Genomic DNA, 18,087 nt, shown 5'->3' on the forward strand with positions numbered 1-18,087 from the left:
TCACATTCCGTTTCTTCTGCCGGCATCCGGTTCACCGCCGGCTTTAATATTCTTCTTCCACTTCTTCCTCACCGATATCTGACTTCGGTTTTTTCAGCCCCTGAATCTCGATTCCGTTCTTCTGGGCGTAATCCCATAAGGCCGCGTGAATGGCTTCTTCTGCCAGTAAGGAACAGTGTACCTTAACTGGCGGCAGTCCGTCAAGCGCCTCACACACCGCCTTGTTCGTTACTTCCATCGCTTCCTGGATTGATTTGCCTTTCACCATCTCGGTTGCCATGCTGCTGGTAGCCACCGCTGCGCCGCATCCAAATGTCTTAAACTTTACATCGTTGATGATTCCGTTCTCATCAATATCGAGATAAATTCTCATGATATCGCCGCATTTCGCATTTCCTACCGTACCCATGCCGCTGGCATTCTCTATTTCTCCTACATTTCTTGGATGCTCGAAATGATCCATAACTTTTTCTGTATACATTTTTTATTTTTCTCCTATTTTTAGTAATATATCGACAATTTACGTAAGCTTATTACCGATTCTGACGCTTTACGAAGTCCTCATATAAAGGTGACATGCTGCGCAGCTTCTCTACGATCTTTTTGATGGATTCGACCACATAATCCATCTCTTCCATGGTATTATCGGAATTCAGTGTCAGTCTTAAGGATCCGTGAGCAATCTCATGAGGCAGGCCGATGGCCAGCAGCACATGGGATGGGTCCAAAGATCCCGACGTACAGGCAGAACCGCTGGAACCACAGATTCCATCCATATCCAGCATGATGAGTAAGGACTCTCCCTCGATAAACTGGAAGGCAAAGTTCACATTGTTGGACAGCCGGCTGGTTCTGTGACCGTTGATTCTCACATAGGGAACCTCCGCCATCACGCGTTTCATCAAATAATCGCGCAGCTCAGACTCTTTCTTCGTGCGCTCTTCCAATGTGTTCATGGCGATCTCTACGGCCTTTCCAAAGCCAACGATCCCCGGAACGTTCTCGGTGCCGCCGCGGCGCTTCCGCTCCTGGGCGCCTCCATGCATAAAGGAACGCGTCTTGATTCCGGTACGGATATATAAAAATCCGATTCCCTTGGGGCCGTTTAACTTGTGGCCGCTGGCGCTCATCATATCAATATGATACTCATCTACATTGATCGGAACGTGGCCGAAGGCCTGAACCGCGTCTGTGTGGAAGATAATTCCGTGCTCTTTCGCGATCTCGCCGATCTCCTTCACCGGTTCGATCGTTCCGATTTCGTTGTTGGCAAACATAATGGAAATCAGGATGGTGGTGGGGCGGATTGCCTTCTTCAGTTCATCAATTTTGATGACACCATTCTCATCTACGTCTAAATAAGTCACCTCGAAACCGCGCTTCTCCAGATATTCGCATGTGTGAAGAACCGCATGGTGTTCAATTTTACTGGTAATAATGTGATTTCCCTTCGCCTGGTAAGCCTCAGCCGTCGCGGCCAGTGCCCAGTTATCGGACTCGGTGCCTCCCGCTGTAAAGTAAATCTCATTGGTTTTTGCTCCAATGGCGTCTGCAATCGTCTCTCTGGAACGGTTGATCGCCTTCTTGGATTCGTTGGAAAACTCGTACACGGAAGATGGATTGCCATAAAATTCCATAAAATACGGCAGCATCGCGTCCACAACCTCCAGCCGTGTCTTTGTCGTCGCTGCATTGTCAAGATAAATAAATCGTTTCATAATTGTTAGTTCCGCCTTTCTGTAGTCCTAAAGTTAAAAGCTTCATCTACATTTTCTATTATACACAGATTTCCTATAATTTCAATAGGAATAGTTATCGTTTTTGTTACAGTTTGGTCTTCCTTCTTTCTGAAAGCTAAGTGAAAAATGTCATGAAGGGGGCTCATTAGAAATATATTATAATAATTCCCATATCATGGAGTTTTCATGAAGGATTCTTTAAAGATTTCCCAAAAACTTTCGCCAAGAAAATATGCCCTGTTTACGGGCACTCTCCTCCTTACTTCTACAGGGCTCATTACCCGCGTGCTGGGGTTCTTTTACCGAATCTTTCTTTCCAGAACCATCGGTGCGGAGGGACTGGGGCTCTACAACATGGTCCATCCGGTATTCGGCATCTGCTTTGCCCTGTGCGCAGGGTCCATCCAGACGGCCATCTCCCAGTCCGTTGCCGCCAATGTAAGGAAAGGCCGTTCCATCTTCCGGACCGGCCTCGTCATTTCCATGTCAACCTCTTTCGTCCTGGCCTGGCTCATCATCCGGTTCCAGGATTTTCTGGCCGGCAGCATCCTGATGGAACCGCGCTGTGCACCGCTTCTCACCTACATAGCCGTCTCCGTCCCCTGCGCCGCCATCCATGCCTGCATCAACGGTTACTATTATGGTATGCAGCGTACCCGGGTTCCGGCATTCGCTCAGGTGATTGAACAGTCTGTCCGCATCGGCGCCGTGTTTCTGATTGCGGATATTATGCTGGAAGCCGGGATCGGGATCACCGTCCAGCTGGCTGTGGCCGGCCATCTGATCGGGGAGATCGCCTCGACCCTCTATACCGTCGCGGCCTGTCAGTTTTTCCCGCCGAAGCTGCCGGATGGCACCTACGCGAAGGATACGGATTCCGACGGCCGCCGTTTTTCGGCCGCGGCCGATTCCTTCCGCCGAACCGCACCCGCACTCATGACGCTGGCGCTGCCGCTCATGGGCAACCGCCTCATCCTGAATATTCTTTCCAGCGCGGAGGCAATCTGGATTCCCGGTTCCTTAAACCGGTTCGGCTTATCAAGCTCCGAGGCCTTCAGTATTTACGGTGTCCTTACGGGAATGGCTCTGCCATTTATCCTGTTTCCCTCCACGATCTTCAATTCGCTGGCCGTCCTGCTGCTTCCAACGGTAGCCGAGGCCCAGTCGGAAGGTAACGAACGGCGGATCGCAGGCACCATCTCCATGTCCCTGCGCTACTGCCTGTATGTGGGAATCCTGTGCATCGGAATCTTCACCCTGTTTGGCAACGATCTGGGCGTCAGTGTCTTTAAGGATGAAAATGCCGGCTCCTTTATCATGACCCTGGCATGGCTCTGTCCCTTCCTCTATCTGGTCACCACCATGGGAAGCATCTTAAACGGCCTCGGAAAGACCTCCACCACGTTTATTCAGAACGTGACGGCTCTTTTCGTCCGCCTGGCCTTCGTGCTGTTTGGCATCCCGAAATTCGGAATCATGGCGTATCTGATCGGTATGCTGGCCAGTGAGCTGCTTCTGGCCCTGATGCACATTTTCTCCCTGAAAAAGCAGGTCTCCTTCTCCTGGAATGCATGGGATATGATTGTGAAACCAGCCCTTCTGATGGTGATGGCGATCGGAATCTACTATGCGGCAAGCTCCGTCTGCGATCCGTTCGCGGCGCTTCCGCTGTTTATCAAAACCGGCTTCCACATCCTGATTCTGTCTCTCTGCTATCTTCTGCTTCTGGCCGGAGCCCATTTCTTTAAGAGGGAAATTCAGGCGGAGTAAACAAAGTATACAAAAAAGGCGGTTACTTCCATGAGAATTCCATCTCCTGGAGTAACCGCCTCTTTTCATCTACTCATCTTTTTATCTTTTCATTTTTTGGCCTTCCCACGCTCTCACATTCCCGGGCCAATCGACGTAATCATCCCGGTTCCGGCGCCACTGCTGCTTCCCGGTGCGGTCGATGAGCCTGGCCCTGCCGTGGAATTCGTGTTCTGCGTTCCCGCGGAGGGCGTCAGCGGCGACGGCTCCACGATCGGAATATTATCATTTCCGCCTGGCACCGAAGGGCCAGAGGGTGCAGATGGGTTCTGAGTATTCGAGGAATTCGAGCCGTTCTGTCCCGTGGGTGTGTTTTCAGGTGACGGCACCGATGCCGCCTCCTTAGTCTCGCTCTCGGTCTTTGAGCTGCTTAAATACTTCTTATATATATAAGCGTCCCCGCCCTTATAGGAGATCCGCATCCAGCCGTTGGCCGACTGGCCCGTAACACTGACCTTCTGGCCTGTTCCAAAGCTGGTGAGAACGTCGGACTTCGTCGTATAGCTGGCCCGTACATGGACGGGCTGAGTCACATACATGGTCTTCTGAACCGCGGTTACGGTGTAGACCGGCATAGCCTCTGTCTCCCTGGGCTTCGACTCCTGAGACGGAGCAGATGTTTCCGCCTCGGGCGATGTCTCCGTTTCGGAGGACGGTTCGGGATCCGTCTCATTCTCTATCTTTATCGCATCGGTCTGCGCTTCCGTCGTCACACTCTCACTGGCCGCGCCTTCCTCTGTACTCTTTGTGTCTCCTCCGTTCAAGACAGACGAGCAGGATGTGATCATCACAGCCGTTGTCATTGCCAGGATAATTCCCGGATACTTTTTCATGTCGGTCACCTCCGCCTGATTTTCAGAGTACTCTCCGAAACTCAGCCACAAAGAGGGGCGCAGGGGAGTTTCCGGGAGTTCTCATTCATCCTGGTTCAATACCAGATGCTCTCAGTATATCATCCCGGCCGACGGTGTGCAACATCCGGCGGGCCATCTTATTCTGCATCTTATTCTCCATCTTGTTCTGCATCTTATTCTGCATCTTATCTTACATCTTGTTTTTCACCTTATTTTGCAGTACGATGCCAGATTAAGAAAAATACGGCGCCAAGCGCGCACATTCCTGCCCCGCAGAACATAGCGGCCGGAAGGGCGGCCTGGGCCGCCGCGCCAAACAGCAGATTGGTGGCGATTCCCGTTCCCTCCGACAAAACTGCGTAAATGCTTAAAACGGTGGCGCGGTCTGCCGCCTTTACGTGGCGGTTCTGTATCTCCGTCTGAAGCGGCACGAAAAGGCTGGCCGACAGGCGAAGCAGCACAACGCCTCCCACCGCAAGCACACCGCTTCCGGTCAGGGCCAGTATCACACAGGAGACGGAGGCTGCACCAAATAAAAGAAGGGCAAACCGTTTCATACCGATTTTCCTCGTAAATCCGGCCGAGCAGACTCCGGCCATTCCGCTTACGGTTACAAGGATATAGATATATCCCATATTAGCCGGCGCTATCCCGCACGCCTCGTATTTCAGCTGGTTTAAAAACACCGTGATGGTCTGGTTCGTCTCCGCCAGAAATGCCATGCCCACCAGAAGGAGCAGGAAGCGTTTATCACTCACCACTTCCTTCAAACACGTCAGGAACCGGCCTTTCACCGGCTTTCTGTCCTCTTTTTCCTTTACTTCCTTTAGCCCGAAGGCCAGCGCCGCCGCCGCCGCATACGTCAGTACGGTCAAAAATCCGGCCATCCGGTAATCATCGCCGATAGCGACAGAAAAGATCAGAGCCGCAGCCAGCAGGCCTGCGGTATTTAAAAGGTTATAAACGCCGAACACCTGGTGGCTCTCTCCCTCGCGGCATGACAGATACAGCAGGCTCACGTCACAGCCCGACATGCCCGCCATCACAACGCTCAGCATCACCCGTTCCAGAAGAAATCCGCCGAAACCGTCGGCCTTCCAGAACACCACCTTGGATACCACATAGATCAGGGAACTGATCACCAGAGTGTTCTTATATCCGATCCTGTCGGCCACTACGCCCCACGGCATCTCCAGGGCGATGCACAGGGCAAGCGATATGCTCTCAATTAAAGTTATTTCAAACACGGTAACTCCCGCCGCCTGCCGGTAGAGCGTGGCGATCGGTCCGTAAAACACCATTCCCTGCAGGAGGGAAATCCCATACATCAGATAGATATTTCTTTTTATCTTCATACTTTCTGCTCCATTTTCATCGATTTCACTAATTTCATAACCCGGCGCCCGTTTTACGGTACGCAAAATAAGCCCTGTGATCTACAGTGCCAAAACGCATGGTAATTCTGAAATTGTTATTTTCTACGTGGGATTGTATGGATTAAAAAAAGAATGGGTTTTCATAAAGGACCTCCGTGGCAGGCCGTTCCTTCTGAATGATGATAAAACGGCTGCTGCAGGGTAATTATTATCAGCCTGCGTTTTTTTAGTATACCATATTTTTTAGATGCTGTAAAGGAACAGACCTCATACAAAAAGAGGATACGGAAAACCATAACGCTTTCCATACCATCTCTTTTGTCTGAGCCGTTTCGAGTAACAGCTCCTTACGACAGCTCTTCAAAATACGCTTCAATATATTTCATGGCTCCGCCCACTGCCGCGGCTTCCATGCCGTAGCGGCTGTTCTTTAAATAAACCGTGTCCTGCTCGAACATATTATAGCCGGCCATTTTCTGGCTTAAGTCAATCATATACGGTTTTAAATACTGGCCGATGTATCCTCCCAGTATGATGTCGCAGTCAAAGGCCATCCGCAGATTCGTCACCGATATTGCCAGATAGCTTAAATAGGAATCCCATATATCCCGTATGGCATCGTCGCCGTCTTCCAGTCTCTGGAAAAACAGCTCCAGGCTGTCATCCGTGTGATCTGACAGCACTCTGGCCGAGCAGTACGCATCCATGCAGCCCTTTTTTCCGCAGTAACACGTTTTTCCTTCCGGCGCTATGACCATATGGCCGAATTCCGCACTCTTAAAATTGTCCCCCGCATAGATTTCCCTGTTCACGTAAATCGCACCGCCTACGGAGTTGCTTAAGGACAGATAAACCGCGTCACGGTCCCGGTGGACAAATTCCGCCAGTGCCGCGCTGTTGGCGTCATTTTCAAAGGATACCGGATACCGGATAAACTGGCTGACCACCTGAAATTTCACGTTGTCCAGATGCAGTACGTGGGAGCGGACGATCAGTTCCCGGCTCTGGTCGATCACTCCCGGTATGGAGATGCCGACTCCCAGGATCTTATCCGGCGCGGCGCCCATGTCTTCCAGGAAACAATCCAGCTCCTCCGCCAATGCCTGGTAGTAATCGAACGAATTTTCAAAATTCTTCTTGATGCGTCTCTTCCCCGTTATGGCTCCCTTCAAATCCAGCGCGACCATGCTGATATGGTTTAACGTAATATCCAGCCCGACCGCCATTTTCCATGTGGCTGTGATAGAAAGCGTCTTTGCCTTTCGGCCTCCTGTAGACTCATACTCTCCGATCTCCCCGACAATTCCGGCTTCGGTCAGTTCTTTCACATTCTGTAAGACCGTGGGCATACTGATCCCCAGCTCCGCAGCGATCTCCGGTTTGGACGTGCTGCCTTTATAGCGGATAAATTTTGCGATCTTGACTTTATTCAGCTTCTTCTTTTCTATCATGGAATCGTCTCCGATAATCTTCTTTTATGAATCGTTTTATATAAGTATTATACAAGAGGGGGCAGGGAAAGGCAAGGCAAAAATACCGCAGCCGGACTTTCCGCAAAAAGTCCGGCCGCGGTATTACATACATACTTTTTAATCAGTCTTACTCTAATGCAAACATCGCCATTGCATTCAAAACATCTTCTTCCATCGCATCGATCGCTGCATTGGCTAACTCATGGAAATACTTCACGTTTTTCTCCTCCAGAAGCTTCTGCACGCCTTTTACGCCGGCGTTGGACATGTAGGAGAAGTAGTTGATTTTCCGGATTCCGCAGCGGATGGCTTTCTGGGTATCTTCCACGCTGATTCCGGAACCGCCGTGCATGACGAGCGGAACACCGGTCAGCTCTCTGATTTTCACAATGCGGTCAAAATCCAGTTTTGGCTGGGCGGCATAGAAGCCGTGTACAGTTCCCACCGATGCGGCCAGCGCATCAATGCCCGTTTCTTTCACATATTTTGCGGCCAGTTCCGGGTCCGTATAGGCGCCGCCCACGAATTCCTTTCCCTCATGGCCGGTCACGATCCCGATCTCCGCTTCCACGTTGGCGCCGTATTCCTGAGCCATGGCAACGGTCTCTCTTGTCAAGCGGACATTTTCCTCGTACGGCCTGGAGGAGCCGTCATACATGACCGCTGAGAAGCCCAGATCCAGGGCTTTCTTTACATAGTCCAGGTCCTCGCCGTGATCCAGCATCACACAGACCGGCACGGTCGATTCCTTCGCCATGCGGACCATGATCGGCCCGATCACGCGAAGCGCCATCTCCGGCTCATGAAGCTGGGCGTGCTGGATGATGACCGGCTCCTTCCGTTTTTCCGCGGCCCGGATAACGGCCATTAAAATCTCCAGATTGGGCGTATCGAACGCGCCCACACAGCAGCCTCGCGTCTGGACAGCTGCAAGTACCTCATTCATATTTACTAACATTCAGCCAGCTCCTTACTTTTCTTCATACAGTTCAATGATCGCGTCATCCCAGATGACAAAGGCCAGCCGTACTCCCGGACCCGCGTCGACCGGTCCGAAGATGATCCGGTCCGCCTGCTTCGCATAGCCGTCCAAATCATCTACCCGGTAAGCCACATGCGGCTGCTTGGAAAGGATCTCCGGAAACGGCGTCCCCTCCTCAAACTTTAAGTATTCGATCTTAAAATCATAGTCGTCCACATTGCTTACCCAGAACTTCATGGCCTCATTGTAAACCATTCCCTCTTTCCTGTTCAGCACAGGGATTCCAATATGCATATATTCTGCCGCCATAGGGACCTCCTCCTATTTTTTCAGATACGGGGTATTGCACGGTGCGTTCCAGTAGTGAAGCAGCTCGTCATCCATTCTTGCCATAAACATCTGGAATCCGCCCTGCTCCTGCACGGTCAGCAGCTCGCCCACGTAGTTTGCCACGATCTCGATGTTCTTCTCTTTTAAATAGGAAACGCATTTTCGGTAAATGATAAACAGCTCCATCAGCGTGGTGGCGCCTGTGCCGTTTAAAATCAGCATGATTTTCTCTCCCGACTTGATATCCAGATCGGAAATCAGGCCATCCAGCATAATTTTGGCCGTCTCATCGGCACATTTCAAAGGCTGGCGTCCGCCGCCGCCCTCTCCGTGCTGTCCCATGCCGATCTCCATCTCATCCTCGCCTAAATCGGCCAGAAGACTTCCCGTTGCCGGGTGGGTCGCTCCTGTCACGGCCACAGCGAGAGTCGCCATATTATCAGCAAAACGCTGTGCGATCTTTGCAACCTCTTCCAGGCTCTTTCCCTCCGCGGCCGCGGCACCTGCTATCTTATAGGTAGGAATACATCCCACCAGGCCCCGTCTGTCGTCTGCGTTGGATCTCGGTGCGTTGGCAATATCCTCCTGAGTCACCACCTTGACCACATGCAGGCCTTCCTTAGCACACCGCTTCATGGTCAGGTTGCCGGTCAGCATGTCGCCGGCGTGGTTGAGAACGATATAGAGAACGCCCTTTCCCTTATCTGCCATCCGGATCGCATCCACACACGCCTGCGGTCCCGGTGCCGCGAAGACATCTCCTACCACAGAGATATCCACCATTCCTTCTCCGACAAATCCGCTGATCGCCGGCTCATGGCCCGATCCGCCCTGTGTCACGATCGTTACGCGGTCCGCATCCGGAAGCTTCCTGTTTATGACCATGCGCTGGTCTCCCAGCTCCACCAGCTCCTTATGGGCTTCTGCAAATCCTTCCAGCAATTCAGGTGTCAGATTTTCCGGATCATTGATAAATTTTTTCATTCTCATCATTCATTTCTCCTGTTCTAAGAATTATCGTCCTGCTTCCATCAGACCGTCATACAATCCCCTGAAAAACAGCGACGTGCTGACTGCCCCCGCATCCGGGGTTCCTATGGTCTGCTCCTTGTAGCTCCTGGCCCTTCCATACTTCGATACGTACTGCTCGCTGTCTTTGGCGCCCTGCTCCGCCGCATCTGCCGCCGCTTTTAAGATATCCGGGATTCCTCCCTCCACGTCTCTGGCCGCCAAAACCGCCGGAATCAGGGCATCCATCATCGTCTTGTCCCCGGTCCGTGCCGTCGTAATGTCCTCCATAGCGGCCAGGCAGCCTTCCAGCATGGCCTTCAGCCCCTCGCTGTCGATGGCGTCGCTGCCTGACAGCGGATCTGACAGCCCTCCGATCATCGTTCCGTAGAGCGGTCCGGCGCTTCCGCCCCCAATCTCCATCGTATCGTCTCCCAGGGACTGGAGAAATTCCTCAATATCGTCGTCCTCCCATGTGTCCAGGTTTTTGGTGATGAGTCCGGCGATCTTGCCGATGGTGACTCCGTGATCCCCATCTCCGAAGCGTGAATCAATCTCGCTTAAGCGGTCTTTATTCGCGCACCAGAGCCGGGCCACACCACGAAACATGCTGGTTATCTCAGGTTTTGAAAGTAACATATGTAACCTCCTTTCTCTTGTTTTTATCGTTTGTCATAAATAAAGACTATCATTTTCACATATTATTGTCAATAAATGGATTTTATTTTGTTATTTTTTAACAGTTTTGCACAAAAATATGGTGTGTAAATGGCTTTAAAGGCCTTAACACACCATATCTCAGTTACATATGTAACTCATTATTCAGTTCTGCCGCCGCACTCACCACATTTTTCGGTGCGACTACATAGTTGACATATCCGGTCCTTAAGACACCCGCTAAGGCTTTCGGCTTCGTGTTGGCCGAACAGATTCCCACCACATAGCGGACCCGGCGCAAAAGTTCCAGGGGAATCTGGATAGCATAGTCCGTGTCCGAGCGGATCACCCATCCTTCCTCCGTCACAAAATAATTCAGTATCCGCCCCACCGCCTTCTGCTTCACCAGCAGGCTGCCATACCTCGCTTCCGACGCGAAGTCGGGCACCGATGGAAAATTCCCGATATTGACCAGGGCTACGTCGAGGCGCTCCCATGCCTGATAGATTTTATGATAATTCTCCAGGGCCATGGTCAGCTTCAGTTCCTGCTCGGAAAGCGCACAGGCCGGCGTATAGATAAATTCCGGCTCGGCTTCGCTGTGCTCGGCAATCACCCGCACCAGCTCGTTGGAATGGTAGTTTTTCAGCCCTACACCGCCGTTTCCGATCAACGGGCAGATGTGGCCGCCGATTCTGACCGGTCCCTGATTCCGCTCAATCCTGGCCGTCAGATCGCCGATGATATGGCCCCAGCCGATTCCCAGCCGGTCCTGTTTCAGCCCGGCAAGCAGCTTTAAAGCCGCGTTCGCCACCGCGTTGTTGGTTGCTAAATCATTGGGACCGTTTTCCACCACGGCCCCGCCCTGGATTCCAAAGCAATCCTGGAGACGGTCCAGCCATGGATCTCCCTGCCCCGGCCCTTCCGCCTCCCCCGGCGCCGCAATCGTGATTTTTACAATCCCCTCCTCCTTCGCCTCCTTTAGAAGCTTGCTGACCATGGGACGGGAAATTCCGTAAATCCCCGCGATCTCATTCTGAGTCCTGTCCTTCTCATAATACAGCCTGGCCACATCCACCAGGCGCTCTATCCTGCTGTCTCGATCCCTCATATCCGTGCTTCTTAAGAACGCCTGCCGTCAGGCCGACCGCAGACCGCTCTTCGCGCTCCTTCCATACCATTTCGGCCGCAGGCAGGCGGCCTCTACTCTGCTTCTATTATAACCGTCCGTCGAGTATCTGTCCACGAAGAGTCGGAAAGGTTTTATTCCTGCTGTATGTTCCGGTTACGGTTCCGCTATCCATCGGCACGGATCTGTGCTAAAATATACGGATAACAAAAAACAGGCGTGAATCGGCGCAATCATTTACAGGAGGGAATCGCTATGATAAGACTTGTATTACCAACGGAAGACTACGAGGAACAGGTACTGGATTACAAAGCATCATTTGAAAGAGACGGTGACAGCCTGGATGGAATTGCAGGATTACTGAATTTCCGCACCTTTAAAGAGTGGTACGAGGCACTCCTGGACAATTCCTGTGAGGCAACGGTGAGAGAAGGCCTTGTTCCCGCCACAACATTTCTGGCTGTCGATGAAAACGACAGACTGGTTGGAATGGTGGACCTCCGCCACCGCCTGAATGACGCCCTGGAAAAATGCGGCGGCCATATCGGGTACAGCGTAAGGAAAGACGAGAGGAGAAAGGGGTATGCCACCCAGATGCTGTCCCTGGCCTTAGAGGAATGCAGGAAAATGCATATCATGCGTGTTTTAATCACCTGTAATAAGCTAAACATCGCCTCGGCCAGAACGATAATGAACAACGGCGGGGTTCTGGAAGATGAGATCAGGACGGCTGAAAGAATTACACAGAGGTACTGGATTACCCTTTCTTAAAGGCAAAAAACGGACATCACAGCAAAACAGCGGAGAAAATTACACGATTGTAATTTTCTCCGCTGTTTCATTTGACATCCTCCGAAAAGAGGCGTAAGATAATCCCGGAATTATACATAATTATTCACTACTTTTACACAGGGGGACATCATGGAAAGCTATCAATTTTTACTGAATCTCGCAATTATTTTACTAAGCACAAAAGTACTCGGACTCGTAACCAGGAAATTTCACATGCCGCAGGTGGTCGGCGCGCTGCTGGCCGGCGTCATTCTCGGCCCTGCCGTGCTGGACATGCTGCACGAAACTGAATTTTTGGACAAACTGGCCGAAATCGGCGTCATCGTCCTGATGTTCTGTGCCGGTCTGGAAACGGATACAAGGGAGCTGAAAAAAAGCGGAAAATCGGCGTTTATCATCGCCCTGATCGGTGTAATCGTTCCGCTGGCCGGCGGATACGCGGTGGCAGCCTACTTTAACAGGCCGTCAGTCATCGCCTCCGACGCATCGGGAACCGCATTTCTTCAGAATATGTTCATCGGAGTCATCTTAACGGCAACCTCCGTGAGCATTACCGTCGAGACCTTAAAGGAGCTGGGAAAACTGAAGACCCACTCCGGCAACGCCATCCTGGGCGCGGCCATCATCGACGACGTGCTGGGCATCATCGCTCTGACGATCATCACCAGCATGGCAGACTCCAATGTGAATCTGGTTACGGTCCTGTTAAAGATCGCGGCGTTCTTCCTGTTGTCGGGAGTGGGCGGCGTCATCGTCTACCGTCTCTTTGCCAGATGGAGCAACAACGCCGAGCACGGACTGCAGCGTCATACCATCGCCGCCTTTGCCCTATGCCTGATTCTCTCCTTCGCCGCGGAAAAATTCTTCGGCGTGGCCGATATCACGGGCGCTTACATCGCGGGCGTTATTATTTCCAATACACAGAAGTCCCAGTATCTGACGTCCAAGTTTGATACACTGTCGTATTTACTCCTGTCGCCCGTATTCTTTGCAAGCATCGGACTTAAGGTGGAACTGCCCGCCATGACGACACAGATCATCCTGTTTGCCGTATTCCTGACGCTTGTGGCAATCTTTACAAAGGTCATCGGATGCGGCCTGGGCGCGAAGCTGTGCGGCTATAAGAATTACCAGAGCATCCGAATCGGTGTCGGCATGATCTCCCGTGGCGAGGTCGCCCTGATCGTCGCCAGCAAGGGCCAGCAGTTAGGTCTTCTCGGCTCCAACTTTTTAGGTCCGGTGGTCATCGTGGTCGTCATTACCACCATCATCACGCCGATCCTGTTAAAACCGGTATTCCGTCTCGGGCCGACACAGCCGTTCAACGAAGCGAGACTGGCCGAGAACTACGAGGAAGTCTCCAAATACCGTTAATTCGCCAGCTTACCGGCTTCCGGATTTAAGAATACTTCCTTTTTCACTGCTTTTTCCTGACAGGCCACGATCGTCGTGCACACGGCGTCACCGGTGACGTTGACGGCGGTCCGGCACATGTCCAGGATACGGTCAATTCCCATGATGAGCGCGATGGCTTCCACCGGAAGTCCCACGGATGTGAACACCATGGAAAGGGTGATCAGCCCTACGCCCGGCACGCCCGCCGTTCCGATCGAGGCCAGGGTAGCCGTCAGAATGACCGTCATATAATCGGCTGCAGACAGGCTGATCCCAAACGCCTGCGCGGCAAATACCACGGCAACGCCCTGCATGATGGCCGTTCCGTCCATATTAATGGTGGCTCCAAGAGGAATGGTAAAAGAAGAAATCCTCTTGGAGACCCCCATTTTTTGATGGAGCGTGTCGATGGACAGCGGGATTGTGGCATTGGAGGTCGCCGTGGAAAAGGCGAAGCCCATAACCGGCAGAAACTTCCTGATAAACAGAAACGGACTCAGTCCCGTAAAGCCTTTCAGCATCACCATGTAGACCACCAGGCACTGAACCGCCAGCGCCAGCAGCACGCCTGCCATATACTTGAGAAGCGGCAGAAACGCATCGAATCCAATTCCCGAAAATGTCTTCGCGATCAGGCAGAACACGCCGTAAGGCGCTAATTTCATGACCATGGTCGTCATTTCCATCATCACATCGTTAAACTGGCTGAAGAAATTGCCGACAGTTTCCACACTCTCGCCCAATTTTGCAAGAATTATCCCCACAATCAGCGCAAATAAGATGATTGGCAGCATATCTCCGCTTGCCAGCGCCCCCAGCGGGTTGGTCGGTATGATATTCAGCAGCGTATCCGGCAGACTCACCTTGCCTGCGATGGCTACCTCGCTTCGCTCGATGGAGGACATATCCAGCCCCACGCCCGGATTTATCACATTGGCCACCAGTATGGCGGCCGTAATGGCGAGAGCCGTCGTAAAAAGATAGAAGAACAGCGTCTTAACGCCGATGGTTCCCAGCTTCTTCGTATCTCCCATGGCCATGCTTCCGCAGACCAGCGAGCAGAACACCAGCGGAACCACGAGCATCTGCATCAGCCGCAAAAATCCGTTTCCGATGACATAGAATATGCCTCCGATCAGGAACTCATCCCGTATCACGCTCTCCGGTACGGCGTAATGAAGCAGGATTCCGGTCGCGGCGCCTGCCAGCAGCCCAATAAATATCTTTGTTGTCAATCCTGTCTTTTTTCTGTTTTTCATATACTGGTATAATCCTTCCTGTCTGCTATAAAACGTTCCAGCATGATTTTCCATTCCGGAAGCAGGGAGATTCCGGACATGCGCAGCATCATGTTGTCCAAAACGGAGTACGACGGGCGCATGGCGGTAAGCCTGTCATCCACAGCCGCTACCGGCACTACCTCCGTCTGTGATCCGGAGAGGCGCACGATCTCCTGCGCAAATTCATACCGGCTGCAGCTTCCCTGGCCGGTCACATGGTATAACCCATCCGGCGCAGACTCCATCAGTTCGATGATCTTTTCCGCCAGCTCCGAGGCTCCGGTCGGCACAGCGGTCTGATCGGCTGCCGCATAAATTGTCTGCCCCTCTCCCGCCAGCTTCATGATCTTCGAAAAATAGCTGCTGCCCTCTCCAAATATCCAGGAACTCCTGACGATAATGTGGCGGTTGCAGAATTCCTTCACGAAATTCTCCCCGGCAAGCTTCGATTTTCCGTAAATGGTCTGTGGATTCGGCGTATCAAACTCCGTATACGGCGTCTGTCCGCTTCCGTCAAACACATCATCCGTAGAGAGCTGTATCATCCTGGCTTTTCCCATCCGGGCTGCCACACTTAAATTTCTGGCTCCCAGGGCGTTGACCTTAAACGCTTCCTCTTTATTCTCCTCGCACGCGGCCACATCCGTAAGCCCCGCGCAGTTTACAATGAAATGCGGCCGGTTCATGCCTGCATAATCCCTGACTGCTTTCGAATCGGTGATATCGACAGCATCGATGTCCGTAAGCAGCAGCTCCACCGGCGTATTTTCCAAAAGTTCCGTCATTTTGCGGCCGACTCTGCCGTTTGCTCCGCAAATCCAAACCTTTTGCATATGATTCATTTGGTATCCTCCATTCTGAAATCGTGACAAGGTATTGTACCATAGATCGCAGGGGGCTGCCAAGGTGGGAAAGGGAAATTTTTGAAATTGTTGTAACATTTCAGCCTTCGCTTCCAGCTGCCGCTGCCCGGTCCGGCGCTTTTGTTTCCTGGACCTTTCCAGTTCCGGTTTCGGGCATAAGCAGTTCTAAATGTGCAGGATTTTTCTAAAAGCCAGTGAAAATCCCCAAACTCGCTGCGCTCAGACAGGTGGGGATTTCCGCTGAACGAAAAATTCTGCGCATTAAGAACTGCTAATGCCCTGCAAAGTCACAGGAAAGGTCCAGGAAACAAAAGCGCCGGACCGGGCAGCGGCAGCTGGAAGTGAAGGCTGAAAAGTTACAATTGTTGGATTCACAGAAGAAGAATAAGAAGGTATAATAAGGAAAGATCTTGATTCTATAGTAAGGAGGTTTTTGTATGTTAAAGGATTTAGTAGCCCGGTGCAGATCTTACCGGCGTTTTTATGAGGATGAGAAAATCCCGGCAGAAGCGCTTCGGGAATTGGTGGATTTGGCCAGGATGACCGCTTCCACCGCAAATTCCCAGGCGCTCAAGTTCCGGATCTGCAGCACGGACGAAGAAAATGAGCGGGTGTTCGGAACACTGAAATGGGCGGGCGCGCTGCCGGATTGGGACGGGCCCGTAAAGGGAGAACGGCCATCGGCCTATCTTATCATCCTCTGTGACCTTGCCCTTGGGAAGAATAAGCTTCAGGACAACGGGATCACCGCCCAGACCATCATGCTGGGGGCGGTGGAAATGGGGTACGGCGGCTGTATGCTCGGCAATGTGGAGAGGAAACGGCTGGCGGAGCTTCTGGATATCGATACCGCAAAGTACTCTATTGATCTCGTACTGGCGCTTGGAAAGCCAAAGGAAAAGGTCGTGGTGGTGCCGGTTGGGGCGGACGGAGACGTGCGCTATTACCGGGACACGGAGCAGGTCCATTATGTGCCGAAAAGAAGTCTTGATGAGATTATCCTGTGAGACGTTTCAGCTTTCCCACTGCTTAGCCCGCATAAGCCCCCGCTTTTGTAAACAGCTTATGATGTTTCATTGCCTCATTGGCCTCCGACAAAACCTTTTCCTCATCAATGGTCAGAAGCTTCCTGTCTTTCATGACCAGTTTCCCGTTGATGATGGAATGCTTTACGTCGGCTCCCGAGGCGCTCTCGATCATGGTATTGACGAGACTTCCGGTCGGCGTCAGATGGGGCTGGTCTAAGTTGACAGCGATCATATCGGCGAAGTTTCCGCGGCGGATGGCTCCCAGACTGCTGTTCATCAGGGCCTGTGCTCCGCCCTCCATGGCCATGGAAAGAAGGGTTCCAGCCGGCATAATCTCAGGATTTCCGGTGGTGATTCCGTAGGCCACGTTCATGATGCACCGGAACGCCCGCATCTCACGGAATAAATCCAGTCCGCCGTGGCCCGCGCCGTCGGAACCGAAGGCCACGGGAATCCCGGCTGCAAGGAGGCGCGGTGTCTGGGGAATGCCCTTGCCGCAGTTGCTGAACGGACAGTGCACCACCTTAATCCCCCGTTCCTGCACCGTCTGAATCTCGGATTCGGACAGCATGATGCAGTGGGCTGCTATAAAACGGTCCGACAGCGCGCCGATCCGGTCTAAGTAGGTGAAAGGCCGTTCTCCGTACCGTTCGATGAAATCAAGCACTTCGCTGGCGTATTCGTTCATATGGCATTCTGCCGTCACCTTCTGTTCTTTGGCCGCGAGAAATATGGTGCGGAACAGGTCTTCCGTGCAGGCCATCAAAGAGGTTACGGAATAGTACACCTGGAGCAGGCCGCCTTTCCCATGGTATTCCCTGTGGAATTTCTCCAGGCGCGGCAGCGCCTCCCTGGTGCCGACGCGCAGACCGTCCGGCACCTTCGCTCCATCGGTTGTCTGCCAGGTCAGGGCTCCCCGCATCCCCATTTTCAAATACTCTTCGGCCGCGGCTTCGATATGAGGCCCGCCGGCATCCACAAAGGATGTGGTCCCGCTCTTTATCATCTCCGCGCCGGCAAGCCTGGCGGACAGCGCCATGGTTTCCTCCGTCAGAGAGGCCTCGAACGGCACGTTGATCCGTTTCCAGATCACCGGCTTCTCATCCAGCAGACTTCCCCTTAAGAACTGCTGGCTGGTGTGAAGATGGCCGTCTGTGAGGCCCGGCATCCACAACAGATGCGGATCGTCGATCACCGTATCGGCATGGAAGCCGCCGGTCTGATCGGTGAGTTTTGTGTCTGCGATCTCCAGTATCCGGTTTTCGGAAATGGCGATGGTCTGATTTTTGGCAATGCTCTTATCGGGCATCAGAACTGCCGCATTTTTAATTAAAATATCACATGGTAACATAAAATAACGCCCCCTTCTCTTC

At 52.4% G+C, this 18,087-nt stretch carries 17 protein-coding genes; 4 read left to right on the forward strand and 13 right to left on the reverse strand.

Annotated features, from left to right (window positions below; genetic code table 11):
- Positions 1–43: 43 nt before the first annotated feature.
- Together nifU and nifS are read right to left on the reverse strand one after the other, a co-directional pair.
- Complete coding sequence (gene nifU / locus H8S80_RS19200; protein ID WP_002601175.1) at positions 44–481, reverse strand: Fe-S cluster assembly scaffold protein NifU; 438 nt, start codon at positions 479–481, stop codon at positions 44–46.
- A gap of 52 nt (positions 482–533) precedes the next feature.
- Positions 534–1,718 carry a cysteine desulfurase NifS gene (nifS, locus tag H8S80_RS19205; RefSeq protein ID WP_117631053.1) on the reverse strand — a complete coding sequence of 395 codons (1,185 nt, stop codon included), beginning with the start codon at positions 1,716–1,718 and terminating at the stop codon, positions 534–536.
- Between the two features lie 207 nt (positions 1,719–1,925).
- On the opposite strand from nifS, the gene H8S80_RS19210 reads away from it, so the two are divergent.
- Positions 1,926–3,509, forward strand: coding sequence for a putative polysaccharide biosynthesis protein (locus H8S80_RS19210; RefSeq protein WP_117621450.1), 1,584 nt, complete (start codon positions 1,926–1,928; stop codon positions 3,507–3,509).
- Between the two features lie 113 nt (positions 3,510–3,622).
- Here the strand turns inward: H8S80_RS19210 and H8S80_RS19215 are convergent, their stop codons facing one another.
- The 8 genes from H8S80_RS19215 to H8S80_RS19250 form a co-directional block, all read right to left on the reverse strand.
- Positions 3,623–4,381 carry an SH3 domain-containing protein gene (locus H8S80_RS19215; protein ID WP_002601178.1) on the reverse strand — a complete coding sequence of 253 codons (759 nt, stop codon included), beginning with the start codon at positions 4,379–4,381 and terminating at the stop codon, positions 3,623–3,625.
- Positions 4,382–4,611: 230 nt separating this feature from the next.
- Positions 4,612–5,757: an MFS transporter gene (locus H8S80_RS19220; RefSeq protein ID WP_002601179.1), complete on the reverse strand. Its 1,146-nt coding sequence runs from the start codon at positions 5,755–5,757 to the stop codon at positions 4,612–4,614.
- Between the two features lie 368 nt (positions 5,758–6,125).
- Positions 6,126–7,229, reverse strand: coding sequence for an ROK family transcriptional regulator (locus tag H8S80_RS19225; protein ID WP_002601180.1), 1,104 nt, complete (start codon positions 7,227–7,229; stop codon positions 6,126–6,128).
- A gap of 148 nt (positions 7,230–7,377) precedes the next feature.
- Positions 7,378–8,208, reverse strand: coding sequence for a class II fructose-bisphosphate aldolase (locus tag H8S80_RS19230; protein WP_055657564.1), 831 nt, complete (start codon positions 8,206–8,208; stop codon positions 7,378–7,380).
- A 12-nt stretch (positions 8,209–8,220) separates the two neighbouring features.
- Positions 8,221–8,541, reverse strand: coding sequence for a VOC family protein (locus H8S80_RS19235; protein ID WP_002601182.1), 321 nt, complete (start codon positions 8,539–8,541; stop codon positions 8,221–8,223).
- Positions 8,542–8,553: 12 nt separating this feature from the next.
- On the reverse strand, positions 8,554–9,552 hold the full coding sequence (locus H8S80_RS19240; protein WP_110325192.1) for a dihydroxyacetone kinase subunit DhaK: 999 nt from the start codon (positions 9,550–9,552) through the stop codon (positions 8,554–8,556).
- A gap of 24 nt (positions 9,553–9,576) precedes the next feature.
- Entirely contained in the window at positions 9,577–10,209 is a 633-nt protein-coding gene (locus H8S80_RS19245) for a dihydroxyacetone kinase subunit L (RefSeq protein ID WP_055657574.1), read from the reverse strand.
- Positions 10,210–10,372: 163 nt separating this feature from the next.
- Positions 10,373–11,338: a sugar-binding domain-containing protein gene (locus H8S80_RS19250; protein WP_117621451.1), complete on the reverse strand. Its 966-nt coding sequence runs from the start codon at positions 11,336–11,338 to the stop codon at positions 10,373–10,375.
- A 273-nt stretch (positions 11,339–11,611) separates the two neighbouring features.
- Here H8S80_RS19250 and H8S80_RS19255 point away from each other — a divergent pair, with 273 nt between their 5' ends.
- Positions 11,612–12,127 (forward strand): GNAT family N-acetyltransferase, encoded by a 516-nt coding sequence (locus H8S80_RS19255; RefSeq protein WP_117621452.1) that lies wholly within the window; start codon positions 11,612–11,614, stop codon positions 12,125–12,127.
- Between the two features lie 150 nt (positions 12,128–12,277).
- Positions 12,278–13,522 carry a cation:proton antiporter gene (locus H8S80_RS19260; protein WP_117621453.1) on the forward strand — a complete coding sequence of 415 codons (1,245 nt, stop codon included), beginning with the start codon at positions 12,278–12,280 and terminating at the stop codon, positions 13,520–13,522.
- Here the strand turns inward: H8S80_RS19260 and H8S80_RS19265 are convergent.
- Positions 13,519–14,802: a dicarboxylate/amino acid:cation symporter gene (locus H8S80_RS19265; protein ID WP_002601188.1), complete on the reverse strand. Its 1,284-nt coding sequence runs from the start codon at positions 14,800–14,802 to the stop codon at positions 13,519–13,521. The two genes, H8S80_RS19260 and H8S80_RS19265, sit on opposite strands and share 4 nt — an antisense overlap.
- The gene (gene rfbD, locus H8S80_RS19270; protein WP_034535227.1) at positions 14,799–15,656 is read right to left on the reverse strand and encodes a dTDP-4-dehydrorhamnose reductase; all 858 of its coding nucleotides are present in this window, start codon (positions 15,654–15,656) and stop codon (positions 14,799–14,801) included. Before rfbD ends, H8S80_RS19265 begins: the two co-directional genes overlap by 4 nt.
- Positions 15,657–16,123: 467 nt before the next feature.
- On the opposite strand from rfbD, the gene H8S80_RS19275 reads away from it, so the two are divergent.
- A complete protein-coding gene (locus H8S80_RS19275) occupies positions 16,124–16,693 on the forward strand; it encodes a nitroreductase family protein (protein ID WP_117621454.1) in 570 nt (189 codons plus the stop codon).
- A gap of 22 nt (positions 16,694–16,715) precedes the next feature.
- Here the strand turns inward: H8S80_RS19275 and H8S80_RS19280 are convergent, their stop codons facing one another.
- Positions 16,716–18,065 (reverse strand): amidohydrolase family protein, encoded by a 1,350-nt coding sequence (locus H8S80_RS19280; RefSeq protein ID WP_117621550.1) that lies wholly within the window; start codon positions 18,063–18,065, stop codon positions 16,716–16,718.
- Between the last annotated feature and the right edge of the window lie 22 nt (positions 18,066–18,087).

It is taken from the genome of Hungatella sp. L36, from assembly GCF_014288035.1.